26 protein-coding genes and 1 tRNA gene are annotated in these 25721 nt (G+C 51.0%); 14 read left to right on the forward strand and 13 right to left on the reverse strand.

Features of this window, described 5'->3' with window-relative positions:
* Genes LBW88_RS07775 through yejF form a run of 4 tightly spaced genes read left to right on the forward strand, consistent with a single transcriptional unit; the run spans nt 1 to nt 5522 of the window.
* Nucleotides 1–1809, forward strand: coding sequence for an extracellular solute-binding protein (locus tag LBW88_RS07775; protein ID WP_224931164.1), 1809 nt, complete (start codon nt 1–3; stop codon nt 1807–1809).
* Between the two features lie 10 nt (nt 1810–1819).
* Nucleotides 1820–2911: a microcin C ABC transporter permease YejB gene (locus tag LBW88_RS07780; RefSeq protein ID WP_224931162.1), complete on the forward strand. Its 1092-nt coding sequence runs from the start codon at nt 1820–1822 to the stop codon at nt 2909–2911.
* Nucleotides 2911–3936: an ABC transporter permease gene (locus LBW88_RS07785; protein WP_224931160.1), complete on the forward strand. Its 1026-nt coding sequence runs from the start codon at nt 2911–2913 to the stop codon at nt 3934–3936. Before LBW88_RS07780 ends, LBW88_RS07785 begins: the two co-directional genes overlap by 1 nt.
* Complete coding sequence (gene yejF / locus LBW88_RS07790; protein WP_224931158.1) at nt 3933–5522, forward strand: microcin C ABC transporter ATP-binding protein YejF; 1590 nt, start codon at nt 3933–3935, stop codon at nt 5520–5522. Before LBW88_RS07785 ends, yejF begins: the two co-directional genes overlap by 4 nt.
* Here the strand turns inward: yejF and LBW88_RS07795 are convergent.
* The 3 genes from LBW88_RS07795 to rsuA form a co-directional block, all read right to left on the reverse strand.
* Entirely contained in the window at nt 5516–5842 is a 327-nt protein-coding gene (locus LBW88_RS07795; RefSeq protein ID WP_224931156.1) for a hypothetical protein, read from the reverse strand. The genes yejF and LBW88_RS07795 overlap by 7 nt on opposite strands.
* 415 nt (nt 5843–6257) lie before the next feature.
* Complete coding sequence (locus LBW88_RS07800) at nt 6258–7448, reverse strand: Bcr/CflA family multidrug efflux MFS transporter (protein ID WP_034824979.1); 1191 nt, start codon at nt 7446–7448, stop codon at nt 6258–6260.
* A 12-nt stretch (nt 7449–7460) separates the two neighbouring features.
* Nucleotides 7461–8183 (reverse strand): 16S rRNA pseudouridine(516) synthase RsuA, encoded by a 723-nt coding sequence (rsuA, locus tag LBW88_RS07805; protein ID WP_224931154.1) that lies wholly within the window; start codon nt 8181–8183, stop codon nt 7461–7463.
* 168 nt (nt 8184–8351) lie between these two features.
* On the opposite strand from rsuA, the gene LBW88_RS07810 reads away from it, so the two are divergent.
* Nucleotides 8352–10106: a DEAD/DEAH box helicase gene (locus LBW88_RS07810; RefSeq protein WP_224931153.1), complete on the forward strand. Its 1755-nt coding sequence runs from the start codon at nt 8352–8354 to the stop codon at nt 10104–10106.
* Between the two features lie 128 nt (nt 10107–10234).
* On the forward strand, nt 10235–10519 hold the full coding sequence (gene rplY, locus LBW88_RS07815; RefSeq protein WP_224931151.1) for a 50S ribosomal protein L25: 285 nt from the start codon (nt 10235–10237) through the stop codon (nt 10517–10519).
* Nucleotides 10520–10575: 56 nt separating this feature from the next.
* Here the strand turns inward: rplY and yejK are convergent, their stop codons facing one another.
* Nucleotides 10576–11580: a nucleoid-associated protein YejK gene (gene yejK, locus LBW88_RS07820; RefSeq protein ID WP_224931149.1), complete on the reverse strand. Its 1005-nt coding sequence runs from the start codon at nt 11578–11580 to the stop codon at nt 10576–10578.
* A 158-nt stretch (nt 11581–11738) separates the two neighbouring features.
* Here yejK and LBW88_RS07825 point away from each other — a divergent pair, with 158 nt between their 5' ends.
* From LBW88_RS07825 to LBW88_RS07840, 4 genes are all read left to right on the forward strand, one after another.
* Entirely contained in the window at nt 11739–11966 is a 228-nt protein-coding gene (locus LBW88_RS07825; protein WP_034824987.1) for a YejL family protein, read from the forward strand.
* A 23-nt stretch (nt 11967–11989) separates the two neighbouring features.
* Complete coding sequence (gene yejM / locus LBW88_RS07830) at nt 11990–13741, forward strand: LPS biosynthesis-modulating metalloenzyme YejM (RefSeq protein WP_224931148.1); 1752 nt, start codon at nt 11990–11992, stop codon at nt 13739–13741.
* Nucleotides 13742–13813: 72 nt separating this feature from the next.
* Nucleotides 13814–13890 (forward strand) — tRNA-Pro (locus LBW88_RS07835).
* Between the two features lie 347 nt (nt 13891–14237).
* Entirely contained in the window at nt 14238–14885 is a 648-nt protein-coding gene (locus LBW88_RS07840) for a hypothetical protein (protein WP_224931146.1), read from the forward strand.
* Between the two features lie 207 nt (nt 14886–15092).
* On the opposite strand, the gene LBW88_RS07845 is transcribed toward LBW88_RS07840, so the two are convergent.
* From LBW88_RS07845 to LBW88_RS07885, 9 genes are all read right to left on the reverse strand, one after another.
* Complete coding sequence (locus tag LBW88_RS07845; protein ID WP_224931144.1) at nt 15093–15317, reverse strand: hypothetical protein; 225 nt, start codon at nt 15315–15317, stop codon at nt 15093–15095.
* Between the two features lie 71 nt (nt 15318–15388).
* Nucleotides 15389–16405, reverse strand: a complete 1017-nt coding sequence (locus LBW88_RS07850; protein WP_224931143.1) for a major capsid protein — start codon at nt 16403–16405, stop codon at nt 15389–15391.
* A 17-nt stretch (nt 16406–16422) separates the two neighbouring features.
* Nucleotides 16423–16842 carry a hypothetical protein gene (locus LBW88_RS07855; RefSeq protein ID WP_224931141.1) on the reverse strand — a complete coding sequence of 140 codons (420 nt, stop codon included), beginning with the start codon at nt 16840–16842 and terminating at the stop codon, nt 16423–16425.
* A gap of 458 nt (nt 16843–17300) precedes the next feature.
* Nucleotides 17301–17660, reverse strand: a complete 360-nt coding sequence (locus LBW88_RS07860; protein WP_224931139.1) for a hypothetical protein — start codon at nt 17658–17660, stop codon at nt 17301–17303.
* 105 nt (nt 17661–17765) lie between these two features.
* Nucleotides 17766–18383 (reverse strand): hypothetical protein, encoded by a 618-nt coding sequence (locus tag LBW88_RS07865; protein WP_224931137.1) that lies wholly within the window; start codon nt 18381–18383, stop codon nt 17766–17768.
* 11 nt (nt 18384–18394) lie between these two features.
* Nucleotides 18395–19291: a hypothetical protein gene (locus tag LBW88_RS07870; protein WP_224931136.1), complete on the reverse strand. Its 897-nt coding sequence runs from the start codon at nt 19289–19291 to the stop codon at nt 18395–18397.
* Nucleotides 19269–19466 (reverse strand): hypothetical protein, encoded by a 198-nt coding sequence (locus LBW88_RS07875; protein WP_224931134.1) that lies wholly within the window; start codon nt 19464–19466, stop codon nt 19269–19271. The genes LBW88_RS07870 and LBW88_RS07875 overlap by 23 nt, the downstream gene beginning before the upstream one ends.
* An 85-nt stretch (nt 19467–19551) precedes the next feature.
* Nucleotides 19552–20010, reverse strand: coding sequence for a hypothetical protein (locus LBW88_RS07880; protein ID WP_224931132.1), 459 nt, complete (start codon nt 20008–20010; stop codon nt 19552–19554).
* A 397-nt stretch (nt 20011–20407) separates the two neighbouring features.
* Nucleotides 20408–20644 (reverse strand): hypothetical protein, encoded by a 237-nt coding sequence (locus LBW88_RS07885; RefSeq protein WP_224948296.1) that lies wholly within the window; start codon nt 20642–20644, stop codon nt 20408–20410.
* A gap of 1401 nt (nt 20645–22045) precedes the next feature.
* Here LBW88_RS07885 and LBW88_RS07890 point away from each other — a divergent pair.
* From LBW88_RS07890 to LBW88_RS07910, 4 genes are all read left to right on the forward strand, one after another.
* Complete coding sequence (locus LBW88_RS07890) at nt 22046–22597, forward strand: tyrosine-type recombinase/integrase (RefSeq protein ID WP_224931128.1); 552 nt, start codon at nt 22046–22048, stop codon at nt 22595–22597.
* Nucleotides 22598–23066: 469 nt separating this feature from the next.
* Nucleotides 23067–23327, forward strand: coding sequence for a type II toxin-antitoxin system HigB family toxin (locus tag LBW88_RS07900; protein WP_224931114.1), 261 nt, complete (start codon nt 23067–23069; stop codon nt 23325–23327).
* Nucleotides 23327–24538 carry an ImmA/IrrE family metallo-endopeptidase gene (locus LBW88_RS07905; protein ID WP_224931112.1) on the forward strand — a complete coding sequence of 404 codons (1212 nt, stop codon included), beginning with the start codon at nt 23327–23329 and terminating at the stop codon, nt 24536–24538. The genes LBW88_RS07900 and LBW88_RS07905 overlap by 1 nt, the downstream gene beginning before the upstream one ends.
* 16 nt (nt 24539–24554) lie before the next feature.
* On the forward strand, nt 24555–25679 hold the full coding sequence (locus tag LBW88_RS07910; RefSeq protein ID WP_224931110.1) for a beta family protein: 1125 nt from the start codon (nt 24555–24557) through the stop codon (nt 25677–25679).
* Nucleotides 25680–25721: the final 42 nt, after the last annotated feature.

A 25721-nucleotide genomic window follows, 5' to 3' on the forward strand; every position in this document is an offset into this window, starting at 1 on the left:
ATGCTGCTGCGTCTTGTCACAGCGTTGTTGGTTTGTAGCGCCATAGCGCCACTGCATGCGGAAACCATCAATGAGAGTTATGCCTTTGCTAAGCTGGGCGAACCAAAGTATGCGGTGAATTTCACCCATTACGACTACGCGAATCCCGCTGCGCCCAAAGGCGGCAAGATGACCATCGCCGTGGTGGGTACTTACGACAACTTCAACCGTTATGCCTCACGCGGTAACCCAGGCGCTGGCACCGATACTCTGTATGACGGGCTGTTCACGACCTCCGATGATGAACCCGGCAGTTACTATCCCCTGATTGCTGAATCCGCCCGCTATCCCAGCGACTATCACTGGATGGAAGTGTCCATCAATCCGCACGCGCGTTTTCAGGATGGCAGCGCGATTACCGCCAAAGATGTCGCCTTCACCTTCCAGAAATTTATGACCGAAGGGGTGCCGCAGTTCCGCGTGGCGTTCCGTGGGGTTGAAGTAAAAGCGCTCAATACGCTCACCGTGCGCATCGATATGCCGAAACCGGACAAGGACATGATCCTGAGTTGGTTAACGCTGCCGGTCTTGCCGCAAGCCTTCTGGCAGAATAAAAAATTTAATGAGCCGATCGGTTATCCTCCGCTCTCCAGCGGACCTTATCGCGTCACCTCTTATAAGCCAGGCCAGTTTATTCAGTACAGTCGGGTGAAAGATTATTGGGCGGCGAATCTGCCGGTCAATCGGGGACGTTTTAACTTCGATACGCTGCGCTACGATTACTATCTTGACGATAACGTCGCCTTTGAAGCCTTCAAAGCCGGCGCATCCGATCTGCGCGAAGAGGGTTCGGCGAAGAAGTGGGCCACGCAATACCGTGGGCGCAACTTTGACAGCCACGCCATCGTGAAATCGACCACGCCGAATACCGTCTCCACCGATACCCGCTGGCTGGCCTTTAACAATGAAAAGCCGCTGTTTGCTGACCGCCGGGTGCGTGAGGCGCTGACGCTGGCGTTTGATTTCGAGTGGATGAATAAAGCGTTATTTTACGGCGCCTACAAACGCACTGACAGCTATTTCCAGAACACCGCATATGCGGCCAAAGGTTACCCTAAAGCCGACCAGCTCATTCTGCTGGCACCTTACAAAGCGCAGTTGCCCGCTGAAGTCTTCAATAACGAATACGCGCCGCCGCGTTCCGATGGCAGCGGATTTGATCGCGGCAATCTGCTAAAAGCCATGACATTGCTTAAAGAAGCCGGCTGGCAGATTAAGAATCAGCAATTGGTGAACGATAAAACCGGACAACCCTTCCGCTTTGAATTGCTGATGCGCAGCGGCACGCAAAATGACTGGGCTCTGCCGTACCAGCACAGCCTGCAGCGTCTGGGGATCCAGGTCGAGCTGCGTCAGATCGATACTTCGCAATATCTACGTCGTTGGCGCGAAGGGGATTACGATATGATCCCGACGCTTTATCAGGCCAATCCGTGGCCCTCCACCAGCTTACGCACCAGCTGGCAATCGCAATACATTGACTCCTCATGGAACACGCCACGGGTGAAAGATCCCATCGTGGATCACTTCGTGCAGGAAATTGTTGATCATCAGGGCGATGAAAAAGCGCTGCTGCCGCTGGGCCAGGCACTGGATCGCATTCTGTTATGGAATGCCTATATGGTCCCAATGTGGTACAACGCCGAACAGAGGCTGGCATACTGGGACAAATTTTCCCGTCCCGAAATCAAGCCGGCGTACGCAACCGGGTTAGATAACTGGTGGTATGACGTGAACAAAGCCGCACGATTGCCGGCCGATAGACGCTGAGGAGAGCGGTTTGGGTTCCTATTTCCTGCGCAGGTTGCTGCTGATTATTCCCACGCTGTGGGCGATCATCACCCTGAACTTTTTTATCGTGCAGATTGCGCCTGGTGGCCCGGTGGATCAGGCGCTGGCCAATGCGCAATTTGGCCACAGCACCGGATTTTCTTCGGGCACCGCTGGAGATGTCGGCGGGCGCGGTGCGCTGGCGCATGACAATCCGGGCGATAGCCAATATCGTGGCGCGCGTGGCCTTGATCCCGAAGTGATTGCCGAGATCAAACACCGTTACGGCTTTGATAAACCGTTGCTGCAGCGCTATGGCGAAATGCTATGGAACTATATCCGCTTTGATTTTGGTGACAGCCTATTCCGCAGCGCCTCGGTGCTTCAGCTCATTAAAGAGAGCTTACCGGTTTCCATCAGCCTGGGTTTATGGAGCACGCTGATCATTTATCTGGTGTCGATTCCCTTAGGGATTAAGAAGGCGGTGCGCAATGGCAGCGCTTTCGATATCTGGAGCAGTACCTTTATCATCATCGGTTACTCCATCCCGGCATTTCTGTTTGGCATCATGCTGATTGTGCTGTTTGCCGGGGGCAGCTATTTTGACTGGTTCCCGCTGCGCGGCCTCACCTCGCCGCAGTTTGATACGTTGCCGTGGTACAGCAAGATTGGCGATTACCTCTGGCACATCACGCTGCCGGTACTGGCCACGGTGATTGGCGGTTTTGCCACGCTCACCATGTTGACCAAGAACTCATTCCTCGATGAGATCCGCAAACAATATGTGGTGACCGCTCGCGCGAAAGGGCTGGATGAAAAACGTATTTTGTACGGCCACGTATTCCGTAACGCCATGCTGCTGGTAATCGCCGGTTTCCCTGCCACCTTTATCAGCATGTTCTTCACCAGCTCAGTACTGATCGAGGTGATGTTCTCTCTCAACGGACTCGGTTTGCTGGGCTACGATGCCACCATTCAACGCGACTATCCGGTGATGTTTGGCACGCTGTATATCTTCACGCTGATTGGCTTGCTGATGAACATTCTCAGCGATCTGACCTATACGCTGGTCGATCCGCGCATCGATTTTGAGGGGCGCTAATGGGCTTATCGCTAATCAACCAGCAACGCTGGCAGCGCTTTCGCCATAACCGCCGTGGATACTGGTCGCTGTGGATTTTTCTGGTGATTTTTGTGCTGTCACTCGGTGCAGAGTTGCTGGCCAATGACAAACCGCTGCTGGTGCACTATCAGCAACGCTGGTACATGCCACTGCTGTTCAATTACAGCGAGAGTGATTTTGGCGGCGACTTTGCCACCCCAGCCGATTACCAGGACTCGTGGCTAAAACAGCGCATTGACCAGCAGGGCTGGGCATTGTGGGCACCGATCCGTTTCAGTGACAGCACCATTAATTTCGCCACCGATGTGCCCTTCCCTTCTCCGCCTTCGAAGCAGAACTGGCTCGGCACCGACGCCAATGGCGGCGATGTGCTGGCGCGCTTGCTCTATGGCACGCGCATCTCGCTGCTGTTCGGGATCTTGCTAACACTGTTCTCCAGCGTGATCGGTATCGTCATCGGTGCGGTGCAGGGTTATTTTGGTGGTCGTGTCGATTTAGTTGGCCAGCGCCTGATTGAGGTGTGGTCTGGCATGCCGTCGCTGTTTTTACTGATTTTGCTTTCGAGCGTGATTCAACCCGGCTTCTGGTGGCTGTTGCTGGTTACCGTGGTGTTTGGCTGGATGAGCCTGGTGAGCGTGGTGCGAGCGGAGTTTCTGCGCACGCGTAACTTTGATTATGTACGTGCGGCACGCGCACTCGGCGTTAGCGACGGGCGCATTATGCTGCGTCATATGTTGCCGAATGCGATGGTGGCCACGCTCACTTTCCTGCCCTTTATTTTATGCGGTTCGATTACCACCCTGACCTCGCTGGATTTCCTTGGCTTCGGCCTGCCGGTGGGTTCTCCCTCGCTGGGCGAACTGCTGTTACAAGGCAAAAACAACTTACAGGCACCGTGGCTGGGGCTTTCCGGCTTCTTTGCCCTCGCCCTGCTCCTCTCACTGCTGATCTTTATCGGTGAAGCGGTGCGTGATGCCTTTGATCCAAGCCGGGGGGTAAAATGAGCCTGTTACGCGTCAATCATCTTGCCGTGGCCTTTAATCAACGCCGCGTGGTGGAAGATATCTCACTGCAGATTGAGGCCGGTGAAACCCTGGCGCTGGTCGGTGAATCTGGCTCTGGCAAAAGCGTCACCGCACTCTCGATTATGCGCCTGCTGCCGCAACCGCCCGTGACGTATCCGCAAGGCGAGATCCTGTTCAATGGTCAAAGCATCTTGCAGGCCAGCGAGCGCGAAATGCGCGGCCTGCGTGGCAATCAGATGGCGATGATTTTCCAGGAACCGATGATGTCGCTCAACCCGCTGCACAACGTTGAGAAGCAACTGTATGAGGTGCTGTCTTTGCATCGCGGGATGCGTAAAGAAGCGGCGCGCGGCGAAATTCTCAGCTGCCTCGACCGCGTCGGCATCCGCAATGCGGCATCCCGCCTCGGCGATTTCCCGCATCAGCTTTCCGGTGGAGAACGCCAGCGCGTGATGATTGCCATGGCGTTACTGACGCAGCCAAAACTGCTGATTGCCGATGAGCCGACCACCGCGCTGGATGTCACGGTGCAGGCACAGATTCTCCGCTTGCTGCGTGAACTGCAGCGTGAAATGAATATGGGCATGTTGTTCATCACCCATAATCTGAACATCGTCCGCCAGCTGGCGCATCGCGTAACAGTGATGCGTAATGGCCGGGAAGTGGAGCACAATCTTTGCCAGCCATTGTTCAGCCAGCCGCAGCATCCTTACACGCGTGAATTACTCGCCGCCGAACCGGATGGTCAACCTGTGCCGCTTACTGATTCACAGCCGCTGTTGCAGGTCAAAAATCTGCAGGTGGGCTTTCCGATTAAACGCGGATTGTTCAAGCGCACCGTGGCGGAAAAAACCGTGCTCAGCGACCTTAACTTCACGCTGCGCCGCGGTGAAAGTCTCGGATTGGTCGGTGAATCCGGTTCAGGCAAAAGCACCACCGGATTGGCGCTGCTGCGTTTGATAGCCGCGCGCGGTGAGATTTGGTTTGACGGTCAGCCACTGCATAGCCTGTCGCGTAAACAGCTTTTGCCGCTGCGACCGCATATTCAGGTGGTGTTTCAGGATCCCAACTCATCACTCAATCCGCGCATGACGGTGCAACAGGTGATTGCAGAAGGGCTGGCAGTGCACCGCCCTGAATTGAGTGCCGCCGAGCAGGAAGCGAAAGTGATCGCCGTGATGCAGGAAGTGGGGTTGGATGCGGAAAGTCGTTCACGCTATCCCGCTGAATTTTCCGGTGGTCAACGTCAGCGCATCGCCATTGCCAGGGCACTCATTCTCGAACCACAGTTAATCGTGCTGGATGAACCGACTTCTTCGCTGGATCGCTCAGTGCAGAAGCAAATTCTCACCCTGCTGCGCCGTTTGCAGCAGCAGCATCAGTTAGCGTATCTGTTTATTAGCCATGATTTGCAGGTGGTGCGCGCACTCTGCCATCAGCTGATTGTGCTGCGCCAGGGTGAAGTGGTGGAACAGGGGGAGTGTGAGGCGTTGTTTAACGCACCGGCCAGCGATTATACGCGGCAGCTTTTAGCTTCCGCGCAGGGCGAATCGCTCATTCAGTGACCTTCGAAGGTTTCCGCGATGGCAACACCTTGATTTTTCAGGCAGCAGTTGGTGGTGCTTTCGTCACCGCGCTGGATCAGCAAGCATGGCTGACCTTCACACAGGGCAATTTTGCATTCGACCTGAATCTGCGCCAGCGTCTCTTGCAGTTGGTGCAGAATTTCCAGCGCGGGATGGCCATCGTGGCTTAACAGGCGCAGTGCGACGAGATCCTCATCGTGCACCCCGTTTACCGCTTCCTGACGTTCAATTTCACCGACATGATCGGATGACCAACGATAATGTTGCGGTAAGCGATGCATAACCGAAAGTTGCAGCATAATTACAGTCCCCAGAGACGTTAACGCTTATTCACGACGACGGCGATTACGCAGTGAATCCCTACCTGGTAAACTCAGAATACGGACGTCAAGGTTGGCCTTCTCGTTTTAAACACAAAGCATGTAGCAAAGTTATTATTTGAGAGCTTTCTCGCATTTATGCCTATGTGTACCTTGTTCGGCGGCAGTTAACAATCATTTTAGACGCAATGTCGTTACTTTTTTACACCTAAATTTTCACATTATGGAAACATTAAGCATAACGAATATGTGGGGATTCGCGAGTGAGCGTGAGGGATTGATCGTATACGGCAAGTGGGAATGTGATAACGGCGCGGTTTTTAATCGCGAATTCAGTGGATCTAAAAGCCAGTGAACTCCGCGATTAACCGCGCCGTGAGAGGAAAGTGCAGATTTACGCGTGGCGTGGACGTGCGGCGTAGCTAAACAACACAATCGATACGGTTGCGCACAGTGCAATGGTGGCCACCATCGGCCAGGCGCTGTTGATACTCACTAATGACAGCAATGCCCCCACCAGCGCGCCGACGCCAAAGCGCAAGGTTCCGGCCAGCGACGATGCGGTGCCCGCCATATGCGGAAACTCATCAAGGATCACCGCCATGGCATTTGAAGAGACTGTCGAAACGCAGCCGATAAACATCGCCACGCCAAACACCAGCGACAGGAAACCTAAATCCAGCGCACTGGCAATCAGCAGCCAGATGCCCATCGCGAACTGAATGATCAGCCCAATACGGAACATTGCCAGCGGCCCAAAGCGGCGTACCGCGCGACTGTTGATCAGCGTCATGACAAACAGGAACACCACGTTCAGGCCAAAGTAGTAGCCAAAGTTTTGCGGTGAAACGTGATTCACTTCGATGTAAACAAAGGGCCCGGCATTGAGGAAGGTAAACAAACCCGCAAAGGAGAAGCCGCTTGCCAGCATGTAGCTGAACGCGCGTTTATGGCGCACCAGCGCCACGAAGTTACTTAGCGTAGTGCGCAGATGGAAGCGCTGCCGCTGTTCAGGTTTGAGCGTCTCGCGGATCTGCGTCACCACCAGCACGGTGGTGATTAACGCGGCCACGGCCAGCGTCCAGAAAATCGCGTGCCAGTTCCACAGCAGCAACAGCCAACCACCGATAATCGGTGCCAGTAACGGCGCAATGGTGGTCACCAACATGACAAACGACATCATGCGCGAGAAATCCTCTTTCGAGTAACTGTCTCGCATTAACGCATTAATCACCACGCTGGCCGCCGCCGCCGACAAACCGTGCAGGAAGCGCATAAAGATCAGCTGATCGATGGACTGCGACAAGGCACATGCCGCCGCAGCGCAGGCAAAGATCAGCGTGCCCAGCACAATCACCGGTTTACGTCCGTAGCTGTCCGCCAGCGGGCCATAGACCAGCTGCCCGATAGCAAACCCCAGGATGTACAGGTTAAGCGTCATCTGCACGCTGCCCGCCGAAACGGCAAATTCGCGTGCGATTTGCGGCATGGCCGGCAAATACATATCAATGGAGAGCGGCATCAGCATCGCCAGCAATCCCAGAATCACGACCAAACCTACCGGTGAATTCTTTTCCTTACGCACCGCTCTCTCCCGCTATTTGCGTTGTTTCAGCTCTTCTGGCAGGCCGATGCTGTCGACCTCCTCTTCCGTGAGTTCACGGTATTCACCTTCAGCCAGATCTTCATCCAGCACAATCTCGCCAATACTTTCGCGGTGCAGCGCAGACACATGGTTACCCATCGCGGCAAACATGCGTTTAACCTGATGATAGCGGCCTTCACTGATGGTCAAACGGGCTGCCTTTTCATCGAGGATTTCCAGCACCGCCGGTTTGGTCAGATCTTTCTCATTGTGCAGTTGAATCCCCGCAGCAAACTTCTCCACCAGCGCAGGATCAATCGGCTCTTCCACTTCCACCAGATAGGTTTTTTCGAGGTGATGGCGCGGAGAGGTAATACGGTGTGACCATTGGCCATCATCCGTCAGCAGAACCAGACCGGTAGTATCGATATCCAGACGCCCTGCAGCATGCAGCTTGAAGGCAGCCGGCTCTTCAATGAAGAACAATACGGTGGGATGATCGGGATCGTCGGTGGAGCAGACATAACCCTGCGGCTTATTCAGCATGAAGTAGCGTGGACCGGTTTGCACCACCAGTGGGTTGCCGTCGTATTCGATTTCGTCGTCTGGCAACACTTTGTAGGCCGCATCGCGAACCACTTCACCGTTGATGGTGACTTTCCTGGCGCGGATTTCGCGGCCAGCGATAGCACGGCTGACTTCCAGCTGCTGAGATATGAATTTTTCGAGTCGCATGAATTCGTTTTGCCTGTTACTGCGGAGGGAAACTGAAACGGCGTTTTGTCCGTTAAAAAAGTGGGGTCAGTATAGCTTGATCCTTCGCCTGCTAACAGTACCGCGCCTGCGTTTCAGCTGTTTTCATGGCATAATGTGTGCCCGTTTGAAAAAAAAAAGTTTGCCCTGATGTCCTTCACCCTGCGCCCATATCAGCAAGAGGCGGTTGACGCCACACTTCAGCATTTTCGCCGCCACGATGCGCCAGCGGTGATCGTGCTGCCGACGGGTGCCGGTAAAAGTCTGGTGATTGCTGAGCTGGCGCGAATCGCCCGAGGCCGTGTGCTGGTGCTGGCGCATGTGAAAGAGCTGGTCGAGCAGAACCACAGCAAATATCAGGCGTATGGTCTGGAAGCCGATATTTTTGCCGCCGGTTTGCAGCGCAAACAGAGCGAAAGCAAAGTGGTGTTTGGCAGCGTGCAGTCTGTAGCGCGTAATCTGGATCGCTTCGACAGTGCGTTTTCGCTGGTGATCGTCGATGAGTGCCACCGCATCAGCGACAATGAAGAGAGCCAGTATCAGCAGCTGTTCGCCCATCTGCGCCAACACAATCCGCAGCTGCGTCTGCTCGGATTGACTGCCACGCCCTTTCGGCTCGGCAAAGGCTGGATCTATCAGTTTCACTATCACGGCATGGTGCGCGGCGATCAGCATGCGCTGTTCCGTGACTGTATTTATGAACTGCCACTGCGCTACATGATCAAACACGGTTTCCTCGTGCCGCCCGAACGGCTGGATATGCCGGTGGTGCAGTACGATTTCAGTCGCCTGATCCCGCAAAACAACGGGTTGTTCAGCGAAGCCGATCTCAATCGTGAACTGAAGCAGCAGAATCGCGTGACACCGCACATCATCAGACAGATTGTCGAATTCGCTGAGGATAGACGAGGCGTGATGGTGTTCGCCGCCACGGTGGAACATGCGCGAGAGATTCTGTCACTGCTGCCGGAAGACAGCGCGTTAGTGTCAGCAGAAACCGTGGTGAAAGAACGTGACCGCTTAATCAGCGAATTTAAAGCGCAGCAGTTGAAGTTTCTGGTGAACGTGGCGGTGCTGACCACCGGCTTTGACGCGCCGCATGTGGATCTCATCGCCATATTGCGCCCAACTGAATCGGTCAGTCTGTACCAGCAAATTGTCGGGCGCGGCCTGCGTTTGTCGCCGGGCAAAACCGATTGCCTGATCCTCGATTATGCCGGCAATCCGCACGACCTGTTTACCCCAGAAGTCGGCGCGCCAAAAGGGGCCAGCGACAATCAGCCGGTGCAGGTGTTTTGCCCTGCCTGTGGTTTCGCCAATACCTTCTGGGGAAAAACCACCGAAGATGGCCACATCATCGAACATTTTGGCCGTCGCTGTCAGGGCGTAATGGAAGATGACGAAGGCAACCGCGAACAGTGCGACTATCGCTTCCGCTTTAAAAGTTGCCCTGACTGTGGCGCAGAAAACGATATTGCCGCTCGCCGCTGTCATCAGTGCGATCGCATCATGGTCGATCCCGATGATATGTTGAAAGCTGCGTTAAAACTCAAAGATGCACGCGTGCTGCGCTGCGGCGGCATGACGCTGGAACAGGGGCGTGACGAGAAAGGAGAATGGCTGAAGGCCACCTATTTCGATGAAGATGGCACCAGCGTCAGTGAGCGTTTTCGCCTGCAAACACCCGCACAGCGTAAAGCCTTTGAACAGCTGTTTATGCGTCCGCACCAGCGTGCACCGGGCGTTGAACTGGGCTGGCAAACTGCCGCCGATGTTATCGCCTTGCAGCCATTGCTGCGCCATCCCGATTTTGTCGTGGCGCGTGCCAAAGGGCATTTCTGGCAGATTCGCGAAAAGATGTTTGATTATCAGGGACGTTACCGTCGCGCGAATGAGCTGCGATAAGCGGCGGAATCATTTGCCCATGCCCCCTATTACGGCTATAATGCCGCCCGCTTTTGCATCCGTAAAAGCGTTTGAATAACCGTCTGTTGCTGGGTCGCCTGTAGCAGAAATGATTGAAGAGAAATCAAATGTTAACTATTAACGCTGAAGTACGTAAAGAGCAGGGTAAGGGTGCGAGCCGCCGTCTGCGTGTAGCAAATAAATTCCCAGCCATCATCTATGGCGGAGACGAAGCTCCAGTAGCAATCGAACTGGACCACGATTCAGTGATGAACCTGCAGGTTAAGCCTGAGTTCTACACCGACGTGCTGACCATCGCTGTTGATGGTAAAGAAATCAAAGTTAAAGCTCAGGCGGTACAGCGTCATCCGTTCAAGCCAAAACTGCACCACATCGACTTCGTTCGCGCTTAATCGCCAACGAGTCGAAAAGAGAACGCCGCTTACGCGGCGTTTTTTTTGTCTGAAATTCAGTTGCCGCCGGTTCGACGCTGTAACTGATCGCGCAGATTTGGCGGGGTGCCTTTAATGGTCAGAGTGTCGGTTGTCGGATCCCAGAAGATGCGCTCGCCCAGCAGCATGGCATCAAAATTCAGCGTCAGACCGCCACCGCTGCCGGAGAACTTGGTCAGCTGGCGTAACGTGCTACGGTCAGCCGGGAAATGCTCCTCCAGCTCGTAACCCTGCTCCTGCGTAAAGGCCTGGAAAGTCTTCTCTCCCAGCGGCGGCAGCTCAGTGGACAAATCCTCCAGCGCAATCTCCTCACCCGCCTGCAGTTGATCGTTACAATAGCTATACACCTGCTGACGGTAATTTTGACGCTCGTTCTTATCGAGATTCGATTCCGCACAGTAGTCGTCTACCGCCTGTAGCAAACCCCGGTTCTGCGCTTTGGTGTCGAGGCCCACGCTGGCACCGAGGAAATCCATAAAGAAATCGGCCACTTTGCGCCCGACGCGTCCGCGCAGGAAGGTCAGATAACGGGTGGATTCTGGATTGGTTTCCCATTCGGTAAGATCAATACGCGCCACAATATCCGCATGATTGATGTCAAGATAATGGGTGCTGCTGATATCCAGTTGCTCATTGACGCGCATGCTCGACTGGCTGCTCAACATCGCCACCAGCAAATACTCCACCGCCAGATAGCGATAATGCAGGAACAGCACCACGCCACTTTCCGCAAACGGATATTTGCCCAGCTCATCACGCAGACGCCCGGTCGCGGCACGGCTAAAGGCCAGAAAGTCATCTTCCCCTTTGCGGCAGTTACGCAGCGCATCGGCCAGCTCGCTCTCTTCATTGAACAGGCCATAGGCTTTGCTTTTGGCGCTATACACCCGATGCAGCTCTTCTGCCATCTCTTCTACCGCACGGGTCGCGGGCAGCAAAGTGTCGCGCAGAACCACTTCCAGCTGGTTTTCATCACGTTTAACTAACTGATGCAGGGCAATCTGGTCGATATCCAGACTCATGGTAGACTCTCCTTTAGGCTCAGGCGCGTATTCAAACACCGCCCGCCGCTGCTTTCAACTCCACGCACAAACTGATCGCTCTGCTTGCGATTTAATTGCGGAAAAAAGTGCGTTGTTACGGTAATATACCGCCTTTTCACACTTGATTAGTCGACGATATGCCACAATCATCCCGTTATAGCGACGAGCGCGTAGAGAAACTTCTCGCGCAGATGGCGCAGATTCTTGAAAAAGATAAAGCGCCAACCGACCTTTCCCTGATGGTATTAGGGAACATGGTAACCAATTTGATTAACACCAGTGTCTCCCCGGCCCAGCGCCGCAGCCTGGCGAAATCTTTCGCGGAAGCGTTGCAGTCTTCCGTACGCGATGACAACGCCCACTAAATTGCAGATCTGACCTCATAAATATGGTAACCAACCGGCAGCGCTACCGCGAAAAAGTCTCCCAGATGATTAGCTGGGGGCACTGGTTTGCCCTGTTTAACATCATCTTCGCGCTGATTTTAGGCAGCCGCTATCTGTTGGTCGCCGACTGGCCCGCCTCGCTTGCGGGCCGTGTTTATGCCTATACCAGCTGGATTGGCCACTTTAGCTTTATCGTGTTTGCCGGTTATCTGCTGATCATTTTCCCCCTCACCTTTGTGGTGATGTCTCAGCGACTGCTCAGGGTGATGTCGGCGATTATCGCCACCGCCGGGCTGACGCTGATTATGGTCGATAGCGCGGTGTTCAACCGCTTCCACCTCCACCTCAATCCGGTGGTGTGGGAGTTGGTGATCAACCCTGACCAAAGCGAAATGGCGCGTGACTGGCAGCTGATGTTTATCAGCGTGCCCGTCATCTTCCTTGTGGAGATGTTGTTTGCCACCTGGAGCTGGCAAAAGCTACGCAGCCTGAATCGTCGCTCATTTGGCAAGCCGCTGGCCGCGCTGTTTATCAGCGCTTTCTTTGCCAGCCATTTGTTGTATATCTGGGCCGATGCCAATTTCTATCGCCCGATTACCATGCAGCGCGCCAATCTACCGCTCTCCTATCCAATGACCGCGCGACGTTTCCTTGAACGCCATGGCTTGCTGGATGCGCAGGAGTATCAGCGTCGCCTGGTGCAACAGGGCGATCCTGAAGCGCTGTCAGTGCAGTATCCGCTGAGTGATATTACCTTCCGCGATGGCGGTACGCGCCATAACCTGTTGCTGCTCACCGTTGATGGTTTGAGTAACGACAATCTGGATAAGGCACTGCCGTCGCTGAATCAGTTTGCCAGCGATAATGTGCGCTTTACCCAACACTACAGCGCCGGAATTGCGCCGGAAAAAGGCATGTTCGGGCTGTTCTACGGCATCTCCTCCAGCTACATGGATGGCGTGCTTGCCGCGCGTATGCCTTCGGCGTTACTCGGTGCGCTAAATTCTCAGGGTTATCAGTTTGGTCTGTTCTCCTCCGACGGTTTCAGCCAACCCTTGTATCGTCAGGCGTTGTTAGCGGATTACAGCCTGCCAGAAGCGGATTCTCAACCAAATAGCACTACAGTGAACCAATGGCAAAACTGGCTCAACGGCCAGAAAGCCGATGGCGCACCGTGGTTCTCCTGGATTTCACTTGATGGCGTCAACGTCAATGGCGAAAGCACCAAGGCGCGTCAGCGCAGCTATTTGCGCCAGGCCACGGGGGTTGATGAGCAGATTGCGGCCGTGCTACAGACGTTGCAACAACGCGATTTACTCAAGAATACCGTGGTGGTGATCACCGCCCAGCGTGCGGTTACGCCGGAGAATGATGATAATCCGGGCAACCGAGCGACGTTGCGGGTGCCTCTGGTGGTGCATTGGCCGAATACGCCGGCGCAGACCATCGATCGTCTGACCGATCAGCAGGATGTGATGACGACGTTGATGCAACGTCTGCTGCATGTGCGCACCAATCCTGCCAACTATTCACAGGGTGAAGACCTGTTTGCTGCTCAGCGCAGCCACAACTGGGTGGCCAGCAGCGAAGAGGGAAAACTGGTGGTGACGACGCCAACCGTGACGCTGGTGCTGAATAACAACGGCAGTTATAGCGCCTACGATGCACAGGGCAATAAGCTGAAGGATCACAAACCGCAGCTGGCGCTGTTGCTTCAGGTGTTGACGGAAGAGAAGCGCTTTACCGCAAACTGATTAATTATGAGGCAGTTAAAACCTGCGCATATTGCAATCACGAGCGGAACCAGTAGACTACTTCTCCACGTTCGGCACGTAGCGCAGCCTGGTAGCGCACGGTCATGGGGTGTCCGGGGTCGGAGGTTCAAATCCTCTCGTGCCGACCAACTAATTTCCCCGCCATAGCAGCGTTTGATGAGAGTCAAGCGCTGCTAAGTCTATGGGGATTCTCATTCGTTCACAACTGTTCGTTCACAGTTGGTGTGAATGAGATATAGACACACCATTATCGTGCGCTACCAAACTGCGCTACGTGCCGCCACGCGATACCATTCAATAACTCCCTACATTCGCTGGGTCTCAGGCCAACAACTTTATGACCCCATAACCCTTGTACAGCTCATCTACTTTTAAGAGCCCTTCTTCTGTCGTAACTATCTCACATTGCCAGATATTCACCTTTTATAACTTGTTGGTATCATCTGTTGTCGGTCATGACTAACACAGGGATGAAATGAACTTCTCAGACTTCACCAACTTCTTGAGCTTGCAAGAGTGGGATAACGTTGTCTCTATCACGTCAAACGCGGTTGTGATCGGAGGCGTTCTCTTTGGCGGTTCAAAACTTCGCGAATTCGTGAAAAACAAAAAGCAAGGTTACGCAGTTGATGCGGCACTTGCACTTAAACACGAGATTGATATCACCAGAGGCAACTACAATCAGATGCGATTTCGCATCAACCAGATAATGACCTTCCTAACTACCCTTTCAGAACGTCAGCAACGAGCAGACGCGCAAGGTTATTACGATGTCCAGTTGGCTATGAAAGATATGGCAGAGAACACTTTCCGGGTTGGTAGTGCGTTTGTTAAAACTCGTTTTTACAGCGTCGAGATCAAGCCACAATCATGGAAAGCGTTTAATAATTTGCTTGATGCCACTGGAAACACTCAGCTCGCTATTTCTTCTCTGATGTCCAATGTGATGACTGCTCTTGCAAAACCACTGATAGAACAAGCCGATCTTGATGAGATAAGGAAAGCCTACGATCTGCACGGTGAGCGAATGAAGGAAGTTAACAAAGCTGTGTCAGAGATGGACGGCATAAACTTCGATGATCTGTTTGATTTTAGCAAGGTCAATAAAAAAGCCGGGAAATAATCCCGGCTTTAAGTGTTCAGTTTCTTCATGCGCTTTGCTGTTGCTGCTTCTCTGATCGCTGTCTCCAGCCCTTTGGACTGGATGTGATCAAACAGCACTGCTCGTTTCATGCCCAGATAACGTGCCAGTACAAGCAATTGATTTATAATAAATAATGTTATTTTAGTATTATTTGCATTGCAGACGTCAAGAAACCTCGCTGCGTCTTTAATCTGACAGCGTGGCGAGCATGTCCCGCTGCTTTTTGAGAGTGACGTAATGCATAATCGCCTGTTCAAGGCCATGCGTCGCCACGTATGATAAAAATGTGCTGCGGTGTACACCCAACGCTCTGGTGAGCGCAGATACGTTCAGCAACCCTGCATCGTCCAACGTCTTAACCTTAACTGACAGCAGCGGTGCGTTTCCCACACCCAGAATTTTCAATTGCATAGATTTACCTCTCCAACAATTTTGAAGCCATAAGTACGGGGGCGGCAATCACCGCCCTAAGCCGCAATTTCTTAGGCTGCGTCGTCCATTGTCACTTTCAAAACGAAGTCCGGACGCATTGGGATCTGAATCTGAGAAAGCTCACTGACTGTCTCATAATTCATAAATTTGTCACGGAGGACGTAATGATAACTCGGATAAACCGGGCCAGATGCAACCTCTGCATGGCGTGAGGCAGGCGTTTGATAGGTCATGTACGGACTCAAATCACCTTCAACAATGTTGGAAAAAGTCGCCAGCATGAAGCCATCACCATCAGCTATTTGGTACATCGGGTCATCTACCTGGATCACGGTTACACGCCCAAGGTTGAAGCGGTCATACGCTCCCAGCTCAGTTGGGAAGACGATATCGTTAGAAGTCGCTCCAAATAAAGCCGCTTGATACGCCGTTGGGTTCCCTTGGATCGCAGTGAATAACGAAGGTGAGGCCAGCAGATAGATCTGCTTAATGCTGCTTGACCAGCCGCCCAGCGCTTTCTTGAGCTTGGTGACAGCGCTCTGCATCTCAGTGATTACGTTGGCACTTACGCCAGTTTTCACCGTGGTAGACGGCTGCTCAATTCCCCAGAAGTCCGTCCAATCGATGGTTGGGCCTTCACGGAGGTGAGTGGCTTCTACAGTGTTATGCAGCAGACTCTGTGCCATTGCGTACTCTACATCACGACGTGTTTGCAGATAGTGTTTCACGGCGTGATTAGTAACAACTTCCTCCGCCGTTAGCTGGCGATTCTCACCCGGCGCACGTTTGCCCTGCCAGTCCTGGCTTGTCACGGTTGAGCTGTAAACGTGGAGTGGTGCTTGGATAGTGATGTTAGCTGCTTTTGGGAAGTTGAGAGCACTCATGGAGCTGCCATACCTGGCTTGGCTCAGCGTCACTTCACGTTGCACATCTTCCAGGGTATCGAGGGCGATGATCTGCGTATCACTTGGGTGTGCAGTGAAGATGCCGAGGGAACTCAGCAAGAAGCCATCACCATACGGCTTGACGAATTGACCGGAAAGGTTTGTGAAATCGGATAATTTCATTTTAGTGTCGTCCTTGATTAGATTGAAGTTTGTGGGATGTTTGCATCAGCAACGCGGTTGCCCTGCTTGATTAAGGCGGTGTATGCAGCATCTTTTGCGGCGGCAGCTACAACCAAACCGGCAGGGTTGAACACACAACCGGTATCACTGATAACCACACTGCGATCAGCACCTAAATCAACGTTGTCCAGCGCGACAGCACAGTTATCACCATCAGCAACGACATAGGCCGCACCAGTTGTTGGGTTAATCACATCACCACATTCGACATCATCAGCAAGGGTTAAGATGACTGTACGCTTATGCATGATCGGGTCAGCCGTATAGACCAGAACATCAGCGGGGGTCTTGCTATCATATTCAAAAATCATAATTTTTTTCTCCGTCAGTTTTGAGTTTCGTGGCTGATACGCCACTGTTATTACCTGTTTTGCCATTTATTCGCACCATCAGAAAAAAGGTGCACCGAAACCGGAGGCTGTTAGCAAACAGCCCCGGCACGGTGACGGAAACACGAATGAACGTAAGTTTTCTGAGGGAGAGAATTGGAAGAAGGGAACGGCAACGGCGGCTGGAGACCAATCGCACCGCCGTTGCGCTCGATGCCGTTTTATGTCCGGCAGACAACCCGAGGAGGGCAAACCCCATCGTGGTGGCATACCACAACAGGAGAATAAGCGGCGCTGGGAAGCAGGATGACCCGTTAGAGGTATCCAGGAGCCAGTGCCTGAGAGGAGATTAAATGCGACAATTGGCAGTAGTACGCAGTAGACTCTTTCGAATCCATCAATCACCCTACGTTAGTATTTTACCATACATCGTCAGATTTTACAACAAAAATGACGATTACTTATTGACTTACAATTCAGACTGTGCATTAAGAGCGACTCTGCCTTCAATCATTCGTCCCTTTAATCGGTGTTGATTCGATAATGTGCGAATAACGTTCAGGGTCTGAGGCGACCACCTGTCGGCATTTCTCCCGCGCCAAGCGGAGCATTTCCGGGTCAATCTCGTGGGCCTGGAAACCACCTGCCCCAGCCCCCAGACTCTTTTTGATCCTTGCGGTTTTCTGCTTGCTGTCTCTCACTGGCGCTGGCTTAGCAGACGGTTTCCAGTCCGGGTTAGACTCAAGAAAACGACCAACGGCGGCGCAGACTGCTTCCTGGCGCTGGGCGTCCTCTATCTCTTCGACCGTCCTTCCTTGAAGCACGGCGGCAATGCCGTCTCTGACTTTTTGCAATGTTGTTTTCATTCTTATGATTCCTGTACAGGGCAAGCCCGTCACGGGCGCAGCGATACGCCAGCCATGCAACGGGCAGGTAAGGTAAGATTTCTAAGAGGTTCAATTCTGGAACTATCAGGCTTTAGCTGTCGTGCCTGCGGCGGCTGTCTGGTTCGCTTTTTGACCTGCGGCTTTTTTAATGCCGCCCGCTTTACGCTGGTTAGCTTCGCTAACGTCACCTCGTGACGCTGGACTAACGCGTCTCACCGGGTTTATCTGGATCGGTTTAAAACGGCTCGATGCCTTCCGCTCACAGACTTTCCGATACTCCACATAGAGCGGGTCATCTGCTGGCGGCAGACGTGAATTGATCGCGGATTCAGCAACGCCATTCTGCCGGAGGGACATCACCACCCAGTACAGGGACAATCCCAGCCCCGCTGCGATATCGGCGAGCGTCTCACCCTCGTTAAATGAGGTCAGCGCCAAGCGAGCATTGGTGTGTTCGTTCTGTTTGGCAAATCTGCGACATCTTGGGTTATACGAGTTGTCGTACAGTTCCATGACACGATCCAGAGGTAAACGCAACAGGCAAGCCACGCGGCCTGGTGAGTAGCCAGCAATTAAAAGGTGTTTGGCCTTCTGGATAATATCGTCGGAGCGGCAACGCCGTTTGTAGAGAAGGGTCAGGTCTGGTTTTTGTTTTGGTTCGTTTTGGTCAGCCGTCAGGCTGTTACGCTTCTCATCAGTCATAGTTCCTCACGTTAAAAATTTGGATCTTCTTCGTATTCCGGCTCTGGTGTCGGTGTCGATAACAGGTGCGACGGAATATGCCACTCGCGGGCCTCTGCCATGTATTCCTCACGGGTGCGAACGGTATCGCTGTCTCGCTCATCCAAGGTGTGACGTGCCACCCAATAAACATACTGGAAACTCTGCAATGTACCGTCAGCGTTGCGGTTAGGAGCCACATCACCTGTCAGGCTGTTAATAAACGCCTCAGTAATGACGCCGTGCTCATCAAAGATCTTCGGCTCCTGCGGCTTCATCGCATCAGTATCATCGGTGCCAGCATCGCTGCCGCGCTCAGGATCAACTTCCACGCCAGATGGCTGTCCAGCAACAACCGGGGCAGGCTCAGGGGCCAGGTCAGGATTCTGACCAGCGGGCTGGTTAGCGAGCGCATCAGTGGCTGGTGTAGCAGCGGTTACTGCCTGTAGTTCTGCCTGTGGTGCCTGTAGTTGAACCTTCTCATCGGATATTTTGCTCTTTTTGATCACCTTCCGTTTGCCAGGTGAAGGTGGAGTGACACCCAATGTAACAACGGAGGCAGGCGGGATCGCTACGTAATTGCTGGAGTTGACGTTACCACGTACTTTTACGGTGTGTTTTATCACCACCTTCGCAGCATCCAGCGCTTTGAGCGCATCAATCACCGCCTTTTCTGATACACCCATTTCCCAGGCGATAACGTCGGTATTGGTATGAATCGGATCATCATTACCGCGACCTTCATTCTCCTGGAAGGTCCAGATGTAGGCATAGATCAGCTTCATCAGGGAAGTAAATTTAATATCCCCGGCTGGGGTGTGTAACTTTGTCATCCGGCGGACGCTGGTAGAAACCACGTCGTAGGTTTTAGTTTTTGCTGCTGCGCTCATTGTCCAATCCCTGTGGGTTCGTTATCAGTCGTTCGCCGTTCACGGCGTCTATTTTTTTAATATCCAGCGCCAGTTTCTGGCACATAATGCGGATCATGCGGGGAACCGGCATCCCCAGACGGTCCGATTCCTCGCGTAGAATCGCGTATGTTTCATCATCAAGTGAAAGTTTCATGGTGCGTTCCCTCTATAGGTAGACACAAACAAACCTCGCCAGTGGTCGCTCAGAAGGCGAACCGGCTCAGGTTGTCAGTAATTATTTAAAGGGTGGTGATCGGTGTGGTAGCAGTAGGAAAGTTGCCCGCGACTCTATAACCGTGTTGTTCCAGGTTCTCTACGCCGTGGGTGGCAACCAGGAATAGAATCACCTCTTCCGGCGTCATACCGAGATTGAGTTTCTCTCTATAGAGGCGGCTGTAACCCTGGAGCACCGGGGCCAGAATCTCAGTCAGGGATTGACCGTCAGCGTACTGGCGGGATAGCGGCTTGAGGATCGACTTGACCGCACGAGCACTTTTTGCTTTCTTCCGTTCCTGTTTCAGGATATGAAGTGCAACGGCAAGCTGCGGGTACTTAGCGTGCGCCGCATCTGCTCCGCCATTTCTGGAGATGAAAGACCAAAGCGCGGTTTTGGTGTACGTGTCGTAAAGGATCGCGTCTGCGATCTGCTCGCCAGTCATGGTGGCTGGGGTGATGCGTTGGGATTTCGGTTTGTTCATTTGGGTTCCTCCGTAGGATAGAAATTATCGGAGGGTCTGCGTGTACCCATTTAGTCAGGAGCCATCACCGGGCGGCGATGCACCTTATTTGTTAAAACCATTGTATCAGGGATACTTACAAATAGCAAGCATATTTAAAGATATACAATTATTTCGTCATCTTACTATTGCACAATCCTGATTTCAATGTCAAGATCTTTTTGATTAACGCTAAAACGCTCTACAGCGCTCTGTAATGCGTTCTGATGCCTACCCGCTACATCGATATTATGTTAGGTGTTACAGCGCCGCGTAGACCCCTTTCGTTAAGGATTTGATGGCGCAGCGGACGTATAGTTGGCGTGGGTCTTGCTTAACCACTTCCCCACTCACCCTCGCGGCCCCATTGACTCTCACACTACGTGTTCGTGACAGTTTCCAAATTACTGCGCGGGCTGTCGCCCTTGCTGCCCAAAAGGTGGCGAGCCTGTTCGGTCAGAACAGGATAACGAGTCACCGCATGGGCGATGGATATCGCGAAGCGTTGAGCGTAGCGACTGAACAAGGCCAGAACGATAGCCATCACATTGGCGATCTCTAAAGGTGTTTGTCGTTTGCCCTGCGGTAAGGTCTTCACGGCCAGGGAAGACCGCATAAGGTTTTACTGATCTGGTCAAAGGTTTTAAGTGATCGTAGTTATCTGATCTTAGTACACTGAACTTTATTCAGTGGTTACCACTTACCTTTATTCAGTGGTAATGGCTGATTTACCACTTACCTTTATTCAGTGGTGGATTCTATTAGTAGAGGATCTTTACTAACGCACGCACCAGAGACACCATACTGTCTCACCCTCTGGGACACCATACTGTCCCTACCCCAGTAGTGTCGAAATCTGGCAGGTCAGAACCGACGCCGAGTCAAAACGCCGTCGTGTTGGTAGCGCATCCACTGGTAATGCAGAAACAGATGCACGATGTGCTGTACCACCTCTGGCGGATCTTTTCTCAAAATAAATGCCATTAAATAGCCTGATAATAATGATTAAGTGCAACTAAATACGCCGTAACCTGCCCTATTTCGCCCCGTCTGGGCGACTCGCCACGCGTGGTTATGGTCAAGTATCGACCTTCGCTATGGTGGGGATTATACAGCGGTATGACCTGAGCGCCACGGCTGGCGGGGGTTCGTCAATTTTGTCTGCCGATATCGTGGCTTGCCTGTTCATCGCGGTGCTAAACCGGATTCACTCATAACGCCTCATTTCTCTGCAAAAAAAAATCACTTCGCCAAAGCCGGAAACGATGAGAGTCAGGCCGATTTTCAGGCACATGGGACGCGTTCTGGAGGGCGCTTTGCTTGTGGTAATCGTGATTCAGATCGCGACGGTAAACGCCGCTAAGGGCTTCTGATGAAACGTGGCAAGTGTTGCCGGATAGTGGAAGAGTTGAGGCCGTACATGTTGTGGAAATGAGATCAAAGCCAGGGCCGGGAGCCGGGGCACATCACCAGCACCAGGCGTCATGTTGGTGGGAAATCTGCCGCCAGCAGGCAGGAGACGAAGCGGCGCTCTAAGTTAGGTCACACTATTCAAAACTGTGACCTAAGCAAGGAGGCACACAGGCAACTCATTGAATGATAATAACTTTTATCGCATCGCCGTCTCTCCCGCCGCTGTACCGTAGTTTTATGCAGTCACTAAAAGAATAAAAATGCAGAAAACGCGAATGAAAACTCAATAACCGCATAGATTGATGATGTTCAGCCAAGAGCCGGGGAACCGGGCGAGGACTCGAACGATCACCCAGTAAGATATTTTGAAATTATGTTTCATTTTTATTGAGCCAGCCAAACAGGCACTTAACCGTGCTCTGAGTCCGAAGGATATTTTCCGGCCTGCCCGTCTTCGGCATAGCCCCTTATTGGTATACCTCCCGGCGGGGGTTGCATCCATCACACTTGTTGTGACCTAATAAAAATGATTAAAAAAACCCTTTAAAATGATCATGTTGCGATCAATAATTCACTCATAGGAACAATTACGGAGAAACAAATCATGGCAAAAACCAACGCGCCAACGCTGGAGGAAGCAGCGGCAATTGAGAAGGTTTTGAGGTATCGCAATGAGACCTACGCAGACGCCTGGGCGCTTAATCTCAACCTGGCGTTACGCATTAGTGATCTGTTGGCACTGACTTATAAAGATGTTGCCGGGACGGAGATTCGCATCACAGAGGGCAAGACCAAAAAGGCGCGGGTTATCCCGATTAACGAAAAGGCGCGGGAGATCATCAACCGCCGCCGTGCGGCATATCCCGAGGATATCTTCCTGTTTCAGTCCCGATCAAACCGGGTGAAGAATCAGGCTGCGAGGCCAGTCTCCAGAGAATCGGCGAGCCGGGCATTCAGTGAGGCTGGGGAGATGGTCACGGATAAGAACATCGGAACACATAGTGCCCGCAAGTGTCGCGGGCGTGCATTGTGGGAACGTGGTGTACCTATCGAGACAATATCCAAAATGCTGAACCACAGCAGCCCGGCAGTTACCATGACGTATCTCGATATTACACAAGATGAAGTGAATCAGACCTACGATCTGAACATTTAACAACACGGGGTGGAAAAGATGAAAAAATGTACAACAACATTAACCTTAATGGCCCTTCTGGCATGTCAGCCACTGACAGCACACGCAGGCCGGATCACGATGCAACTCACTGAACAAGAGGAGACAGCAAACAGCAAAACCTTATGCCGTTATGAAAATTCCATTTACTCATTCAGCTATGTGACGCGGAGCAAACACTGCCCAAGCGTGAAAACCTTCGATACAGCGGATTCAGGTTGACGAAGCATGTAGAAAAATCAATCGATTGATGGCTGATTTACTGGTTAGAACAGTATGTGACGTTACAATCTCTAAGAGATAAAATGTCTATTCTGTTGATTGAATTCATGAAAATAATTACTGTAACAGGGTAAAATGTAACCACTTAAATTTCTTGAGTTCCACTTTTGGGAACAAGTTGACACAGCAAACAGAGAACACTATGATGTTCCCATATTAGGAACAAATTATGCGATTGTGCGGAAGAAATCATCTGGATGAGTTAAAGAAAACCACACCTGCCTGCATTGTTTGGATCAATGCATGGGCAGCAGAGATAGATTTAGTGGTTTGGAAATCAGTCCATGATGTTATGAACCAGTTTCCAAACGCCTCCAGTGTTGATGGACGCTCTTTCATATTCAAAGTTGATGGTAGCAACATCGCTGTTGAAACTATCATTGATTTCAACATGTTACTGGTGCTTATTACCTCAACAAAGGTAATGTAATGGATATCAAAGTAATAAAAACAGAGCAACAGCATCAGGAGTATTTGAAGGAAATTCACTCCTTAATGTTGGAAATGCCCCCTATTCATTCCAAGGCGCATGAAGACTTGGAGTTGTTAATAACTATTGTTGAAGCATATGAGAACTCAAAGTATCCAATCGAACTTCCGGATCCTATCGATGCCATTCTTTTCAGAATGCATGAAAAAGGTCTAAAGCAGGTCGATCTTGTACCCTATCTGGGAACAAGGAGCAGAGTTTCGGAAATACTTGCACGCAAAAGACCTTTGACTGTGTCTATGATCAAAGCACTTTCTATTGGGCTGGGTATTTCCACAGATACGTTAGTTGGGATAAATGCTGTGAATGAGCATTCTTCTGACGATCACATTGACTGGTCTAAATTTCCAGTTAAGGAAATGATTAACAGAGGTTGGCTTCCAGATATAGTTGATAGAACGAAGAAAAATACCGAAGAAATTATAAAGAGCTTCATTGATCAAGTGGGTTGGCAGGCAAGTAGCAGTGTTTCGTTCAAACGGACGCTTTCTGGCGATGCTTATTCACCTGCAACAAAGTATGCGCTGTTTGCATGGGTCAGCAGAGTGGTGCAACAAGCACGTAAGAAAAAATCTAAGCTTGATCTTTTTGATCCTACTATTCTATCAACAGGTTTCTTAAGGGATTTGGCGCAACTCAGTTGGTTTGAAAAAGGACCGCTGCTTGCCATAGAATTTCTTGAAAAACATGGAATTGCTGTGATTATTGAACCAAGTTTAAAAGGTACTCGTATCGATGGTGCGGCTCTTAAAGATATAGATGGGCTGCCAATCATTGGCCTTACATTGAGACATGACCGTTTAGATAATTTTTGGTTTACCTTGCTTCATGAAGTAGTCCATATTTGGAAACACGTTCATAATGAAGAAACTTTCATAGACGACTTGGATGCATCCTCTGACGATAAAAAAGAAGCAGAGGCAAATAGATTAGCAAAAGAGTCCTTTATTCCAAGAGCAATTTGGAAACGCAGCGATGCTTATATATCCCCATCAAAAGAAAGCATTGATACCTTATCACGGGAATTAAAAATCACTCCTGCAATAATAGCGGGGAGATTAAGAAGAGAATCAGGCAATTACCGACAGTTCTCGGATCTTATTGGACAAGGCGAAGTAAGCAAAATTTTAGCTATTGTTATTAACGAGTGATTTTAGGAGGCCGTCTATGTACCCTACTTACGTTCCTATTCTTAAAGCAAAGCCAGGTGAATTTTCGGCCTTGGATAATCTAAAACCTATTTACTCGGAAAAAATAACTCCTTTTTTTGAAATTCCGAAATTTACCAAAAAGGTTAGCGAAGCTGCCTATTTACGCGGTTCAACACAACCTAAAAAAGACTATCTCGATAAAGTTTGTCGTGATATCAAAGCCTCATGCAATTCCTCAAGCATATTTTTTGACCAGTTTGAATGGAAACCAAACGTTTATACTGAGACAGGTGAACATGTATACAGTTATGTGTTTCGAAAATTATCATCGAATGGATTGAAGGTTTATCCTGTTATCGGCTTAGATCGCTGGGAAGATATTGATTATCAGAACTCACTGAGAAACCTATCAGTACCTGGAGACACATTATATTGTCTACGCATTGACTCTGAGACCATTGAAGATTCATATGATGAAGAGCATTTCATTGAAAGTATTGAGAAAATAATGCATGAACTTCACCTAACGGGTGAACGAATGATTATCCTTTTTGATTTTGGAGATGTAACAAAAAAATCAATTGTTTCTCTTCTCGCTGATATGCATCATCTTCTTAAGGTTGTTGAGCAATTTTATTTTGGTGCAAAAATGATTGCAGGTGCATCTTTTCCTACATTCATTAATGAAGCAGTTAAAGATGAAGACTCAACCGGTTATGTTGACAGGCGTGAAATGGTTGTTTGGAAGACATTGCTGGACGAAAACTTTGAAGATCTCATTTTTGCGGACTATGGAATAAGAAACCCAAGCTCAGCGGATGATATTCCTGCTACACATGCTAACGGTAAGATTAGGTATACCATAAACAATAGATATTTTGTCGCCCGAGGTCACTCTAAGCAGAAAGGAAACAAGGGAGATCAAATCTACGATCTTGCAAAAGTTATTGTTAGTTCTCAACATTACTTAGGGGTTCCTTTTTCATGGGGAGACGAGAAAATTAATGATTGTAGCCTTAAGAAACTCAAGGGTAGGCCTCAGGATTGGATTGGTTTCGACACTAACCATCACATTAGCTATGTAGTTGAAGAAGTTCTTGAATTCTATAGAGTCAAAACAACTAAAAAAGCTCTTGCATAATAATTGATAATAAAGCCCGCCATTGGTGGGCTTTATTTTAAC

The organism is Pantoea sp. alder81, from assembly GCF_020179835.1.
Taxonomy (GTDB): Bacteria; Pseudomonadota; Gammaproteobacteria; order Enterobacterales; family Enterobacteriaceae; genus Pantoea.

What these genes read in the sequence shown, in the direction of transcription:
- LBW88_RS07775 (WP_224931164.1), top strand. Translation starts at nt 1, where the DNA reads ATGCTGCTGCGTCTTGTCACAGCGTTGTTGGTTTGTAGCGCCATAGCG.
- LBW88_RS07785 (WP_224931160.1), top strand. Translation starts at nt 2,911, where the DNA reads ATGGGCTTATCGCTAATCAACCAGCAACGCTGGCAGCGCTTTCGCCAT.
- yejF (WP_224931158.1), top strand. Translation starts at nt 3,933, where the DNA reads ATGAGCCTGTTACGCGTCAATCATCTTGCCGTGGCCTTTAATCAACGC.
- LBW88_RS07795 (WP_224931156.1), bottom strand. Translation starts at nt 5,842, where the DNA reads ATGCTGCAACTTTCGGTTATGCATCGCTTACCGCAACATTATCGTTGG.
- rsuA (WP_224931154.1), bottom strand. Translation starts at nt 8,183, where the DNA reads ATGCGACTCGAAAAATTCATATCTCAGCAGCTGGAAGTCAGCCGTGCT.
- LBW88_RS07810 (WP_224931153.1), top strand. Translation starts at nt 8,352, where the DNA reads ATGTCCTTCACCCTGCGCCCATATCAGCAAGAGGCGGTTGACGCCACA.
- rplY (WP_224931151.1), top strand. Translation starts at nt 10,235, where the DNA reads ATGTTAACTATTAACGCTGAAGTACGTAAAGAGCAGGGTAAGGGTGCG.
- yejK (WP_224931149.1), bottom strand. Translation starts at nt 11,580, where the DNA reads ATGAGTCTGGATATCGACCAGATTGCCCTGCATCAGTTAGTTAAACGT.
- LBW88_RS07825 (WP_034824987.1), top strand. Translation starts at nt 11,739, where the DNA reads ATGCCACAATCATCCCGTTATAGCGACGAGCGCGTAGAGAAACTTCTC.
- yejM (WP_224931148.1), top strand. Translation starts at nt 11,990, where the DNA reads ATGGTAACCAACCGGCAGCGCTACCGCGAAAAAGTCTCCCAGATGATT.
- LBW88_RS07840 (WP_224931146.1), top strand. Translation starts at nt 14,238, where the DNA reads ATGAACTTCTCAGACTTCACCAACTTCTTGAGCTTGCAAGAGTGGGAT.
- LBW88_RS07845 (WP_224931144.1), bottom strand. Translation starts at nt 15,317, where the DNA reads ATGCAATTGAAAATTCTGGGTGTGGGAAACGCACCGCTGCTGTCAGTT.
- LBW88_RS07850 (WP_224931143.1), bottom strand. Translation starts at nt 16,405, where the DNA reads ATGAAATTATCCGATTTCACAAACCTTTCCGGTCAATTCGTCAAGCCG.
- LBW88_RS07855 (WP_224931141.1), bottom strand. Translation starts at nt 16,842, where the DNA reads ATGGCAAAACAGGTAATAACAGTGGCGTATCAGCCACGAAACTCAAAA.
- LBW88_RS07860 (WP_224931139.1), bottom strand. Translation starts at nt 17,660, where the DNA reads ATGAAAACAACATTGCAAAAAGTCAGAGACGGCATTGCCGCCGTGCTT.
- LBW88_RS07865 (WP_224931137.1), bottom strand. Translation starts at nt 18,383, where the DNA reads ATGACTGATGAGAAGCGTAACAGCCTGACGGCTGACCAAAACGAACCA.
- LBW88_RS07870 (WP_224931136.1), bottom strand. Translation starts at nt 19,291, where the DNA reads ATGAGCGCAGCAGCAAAAACTAAAACCTACGACGTGGTTTCTACCAGC.
- LBW88_RS07875 (WP_224931134.1), bottom strand. Translation starts at nt 19,466, where the DNA reads ATGAAACTTTCACTTGATGATGAAACATACGCGATTCTACGCGAGGAA.
- LBW88_RS07880 (WP_224931132.1), bottom strand. Translation starts at nt 20,010, where the DNA reads ATGAACAAACCGAAATCCCAACGCATCACCCCAGCCACCATGACTGGC.
- LBW88_RS07885 (WP_224948296.1), bottom strand. Translation starts at nt 20,644, where the DNA reads ATGCGGTCTTCCCTGGCCGTGAAGACCTTACCGCAGGGCAAACGACAA.
- LBW88_RS07890 (WP_224931128.1), top strand. Translation starts at nt 22,046, where the DNA reads ATGGCAAAAACCAACGCGCCAACGCTGGAGGAAGCAGCGGCAATTGAG.
- LBW88_RS07900 (WP_224931114.1), top strand. Translation starts at nt 23,067, where the DNA reads ATGCGATTGTGCGGAAGAAATCATCTGGATGAGTTAAAGAAAACCACA.
- LBW88_RS07905 (WP_224931112.1), top strand. Translation starts at nt 23,327, where the DNA reads ATGGATATCAAAGTAATAAAAACAGAGCAACAGCATCAGGAGTATTTG.
- LBW88_RS07910 (WP_224931110.1), top strand. Translation starts at nt 24,555, where the DNA reads ATGTACCCTACTTACGTTCCTATTCTTAAAGCAAAGCCAGGTGAATTT.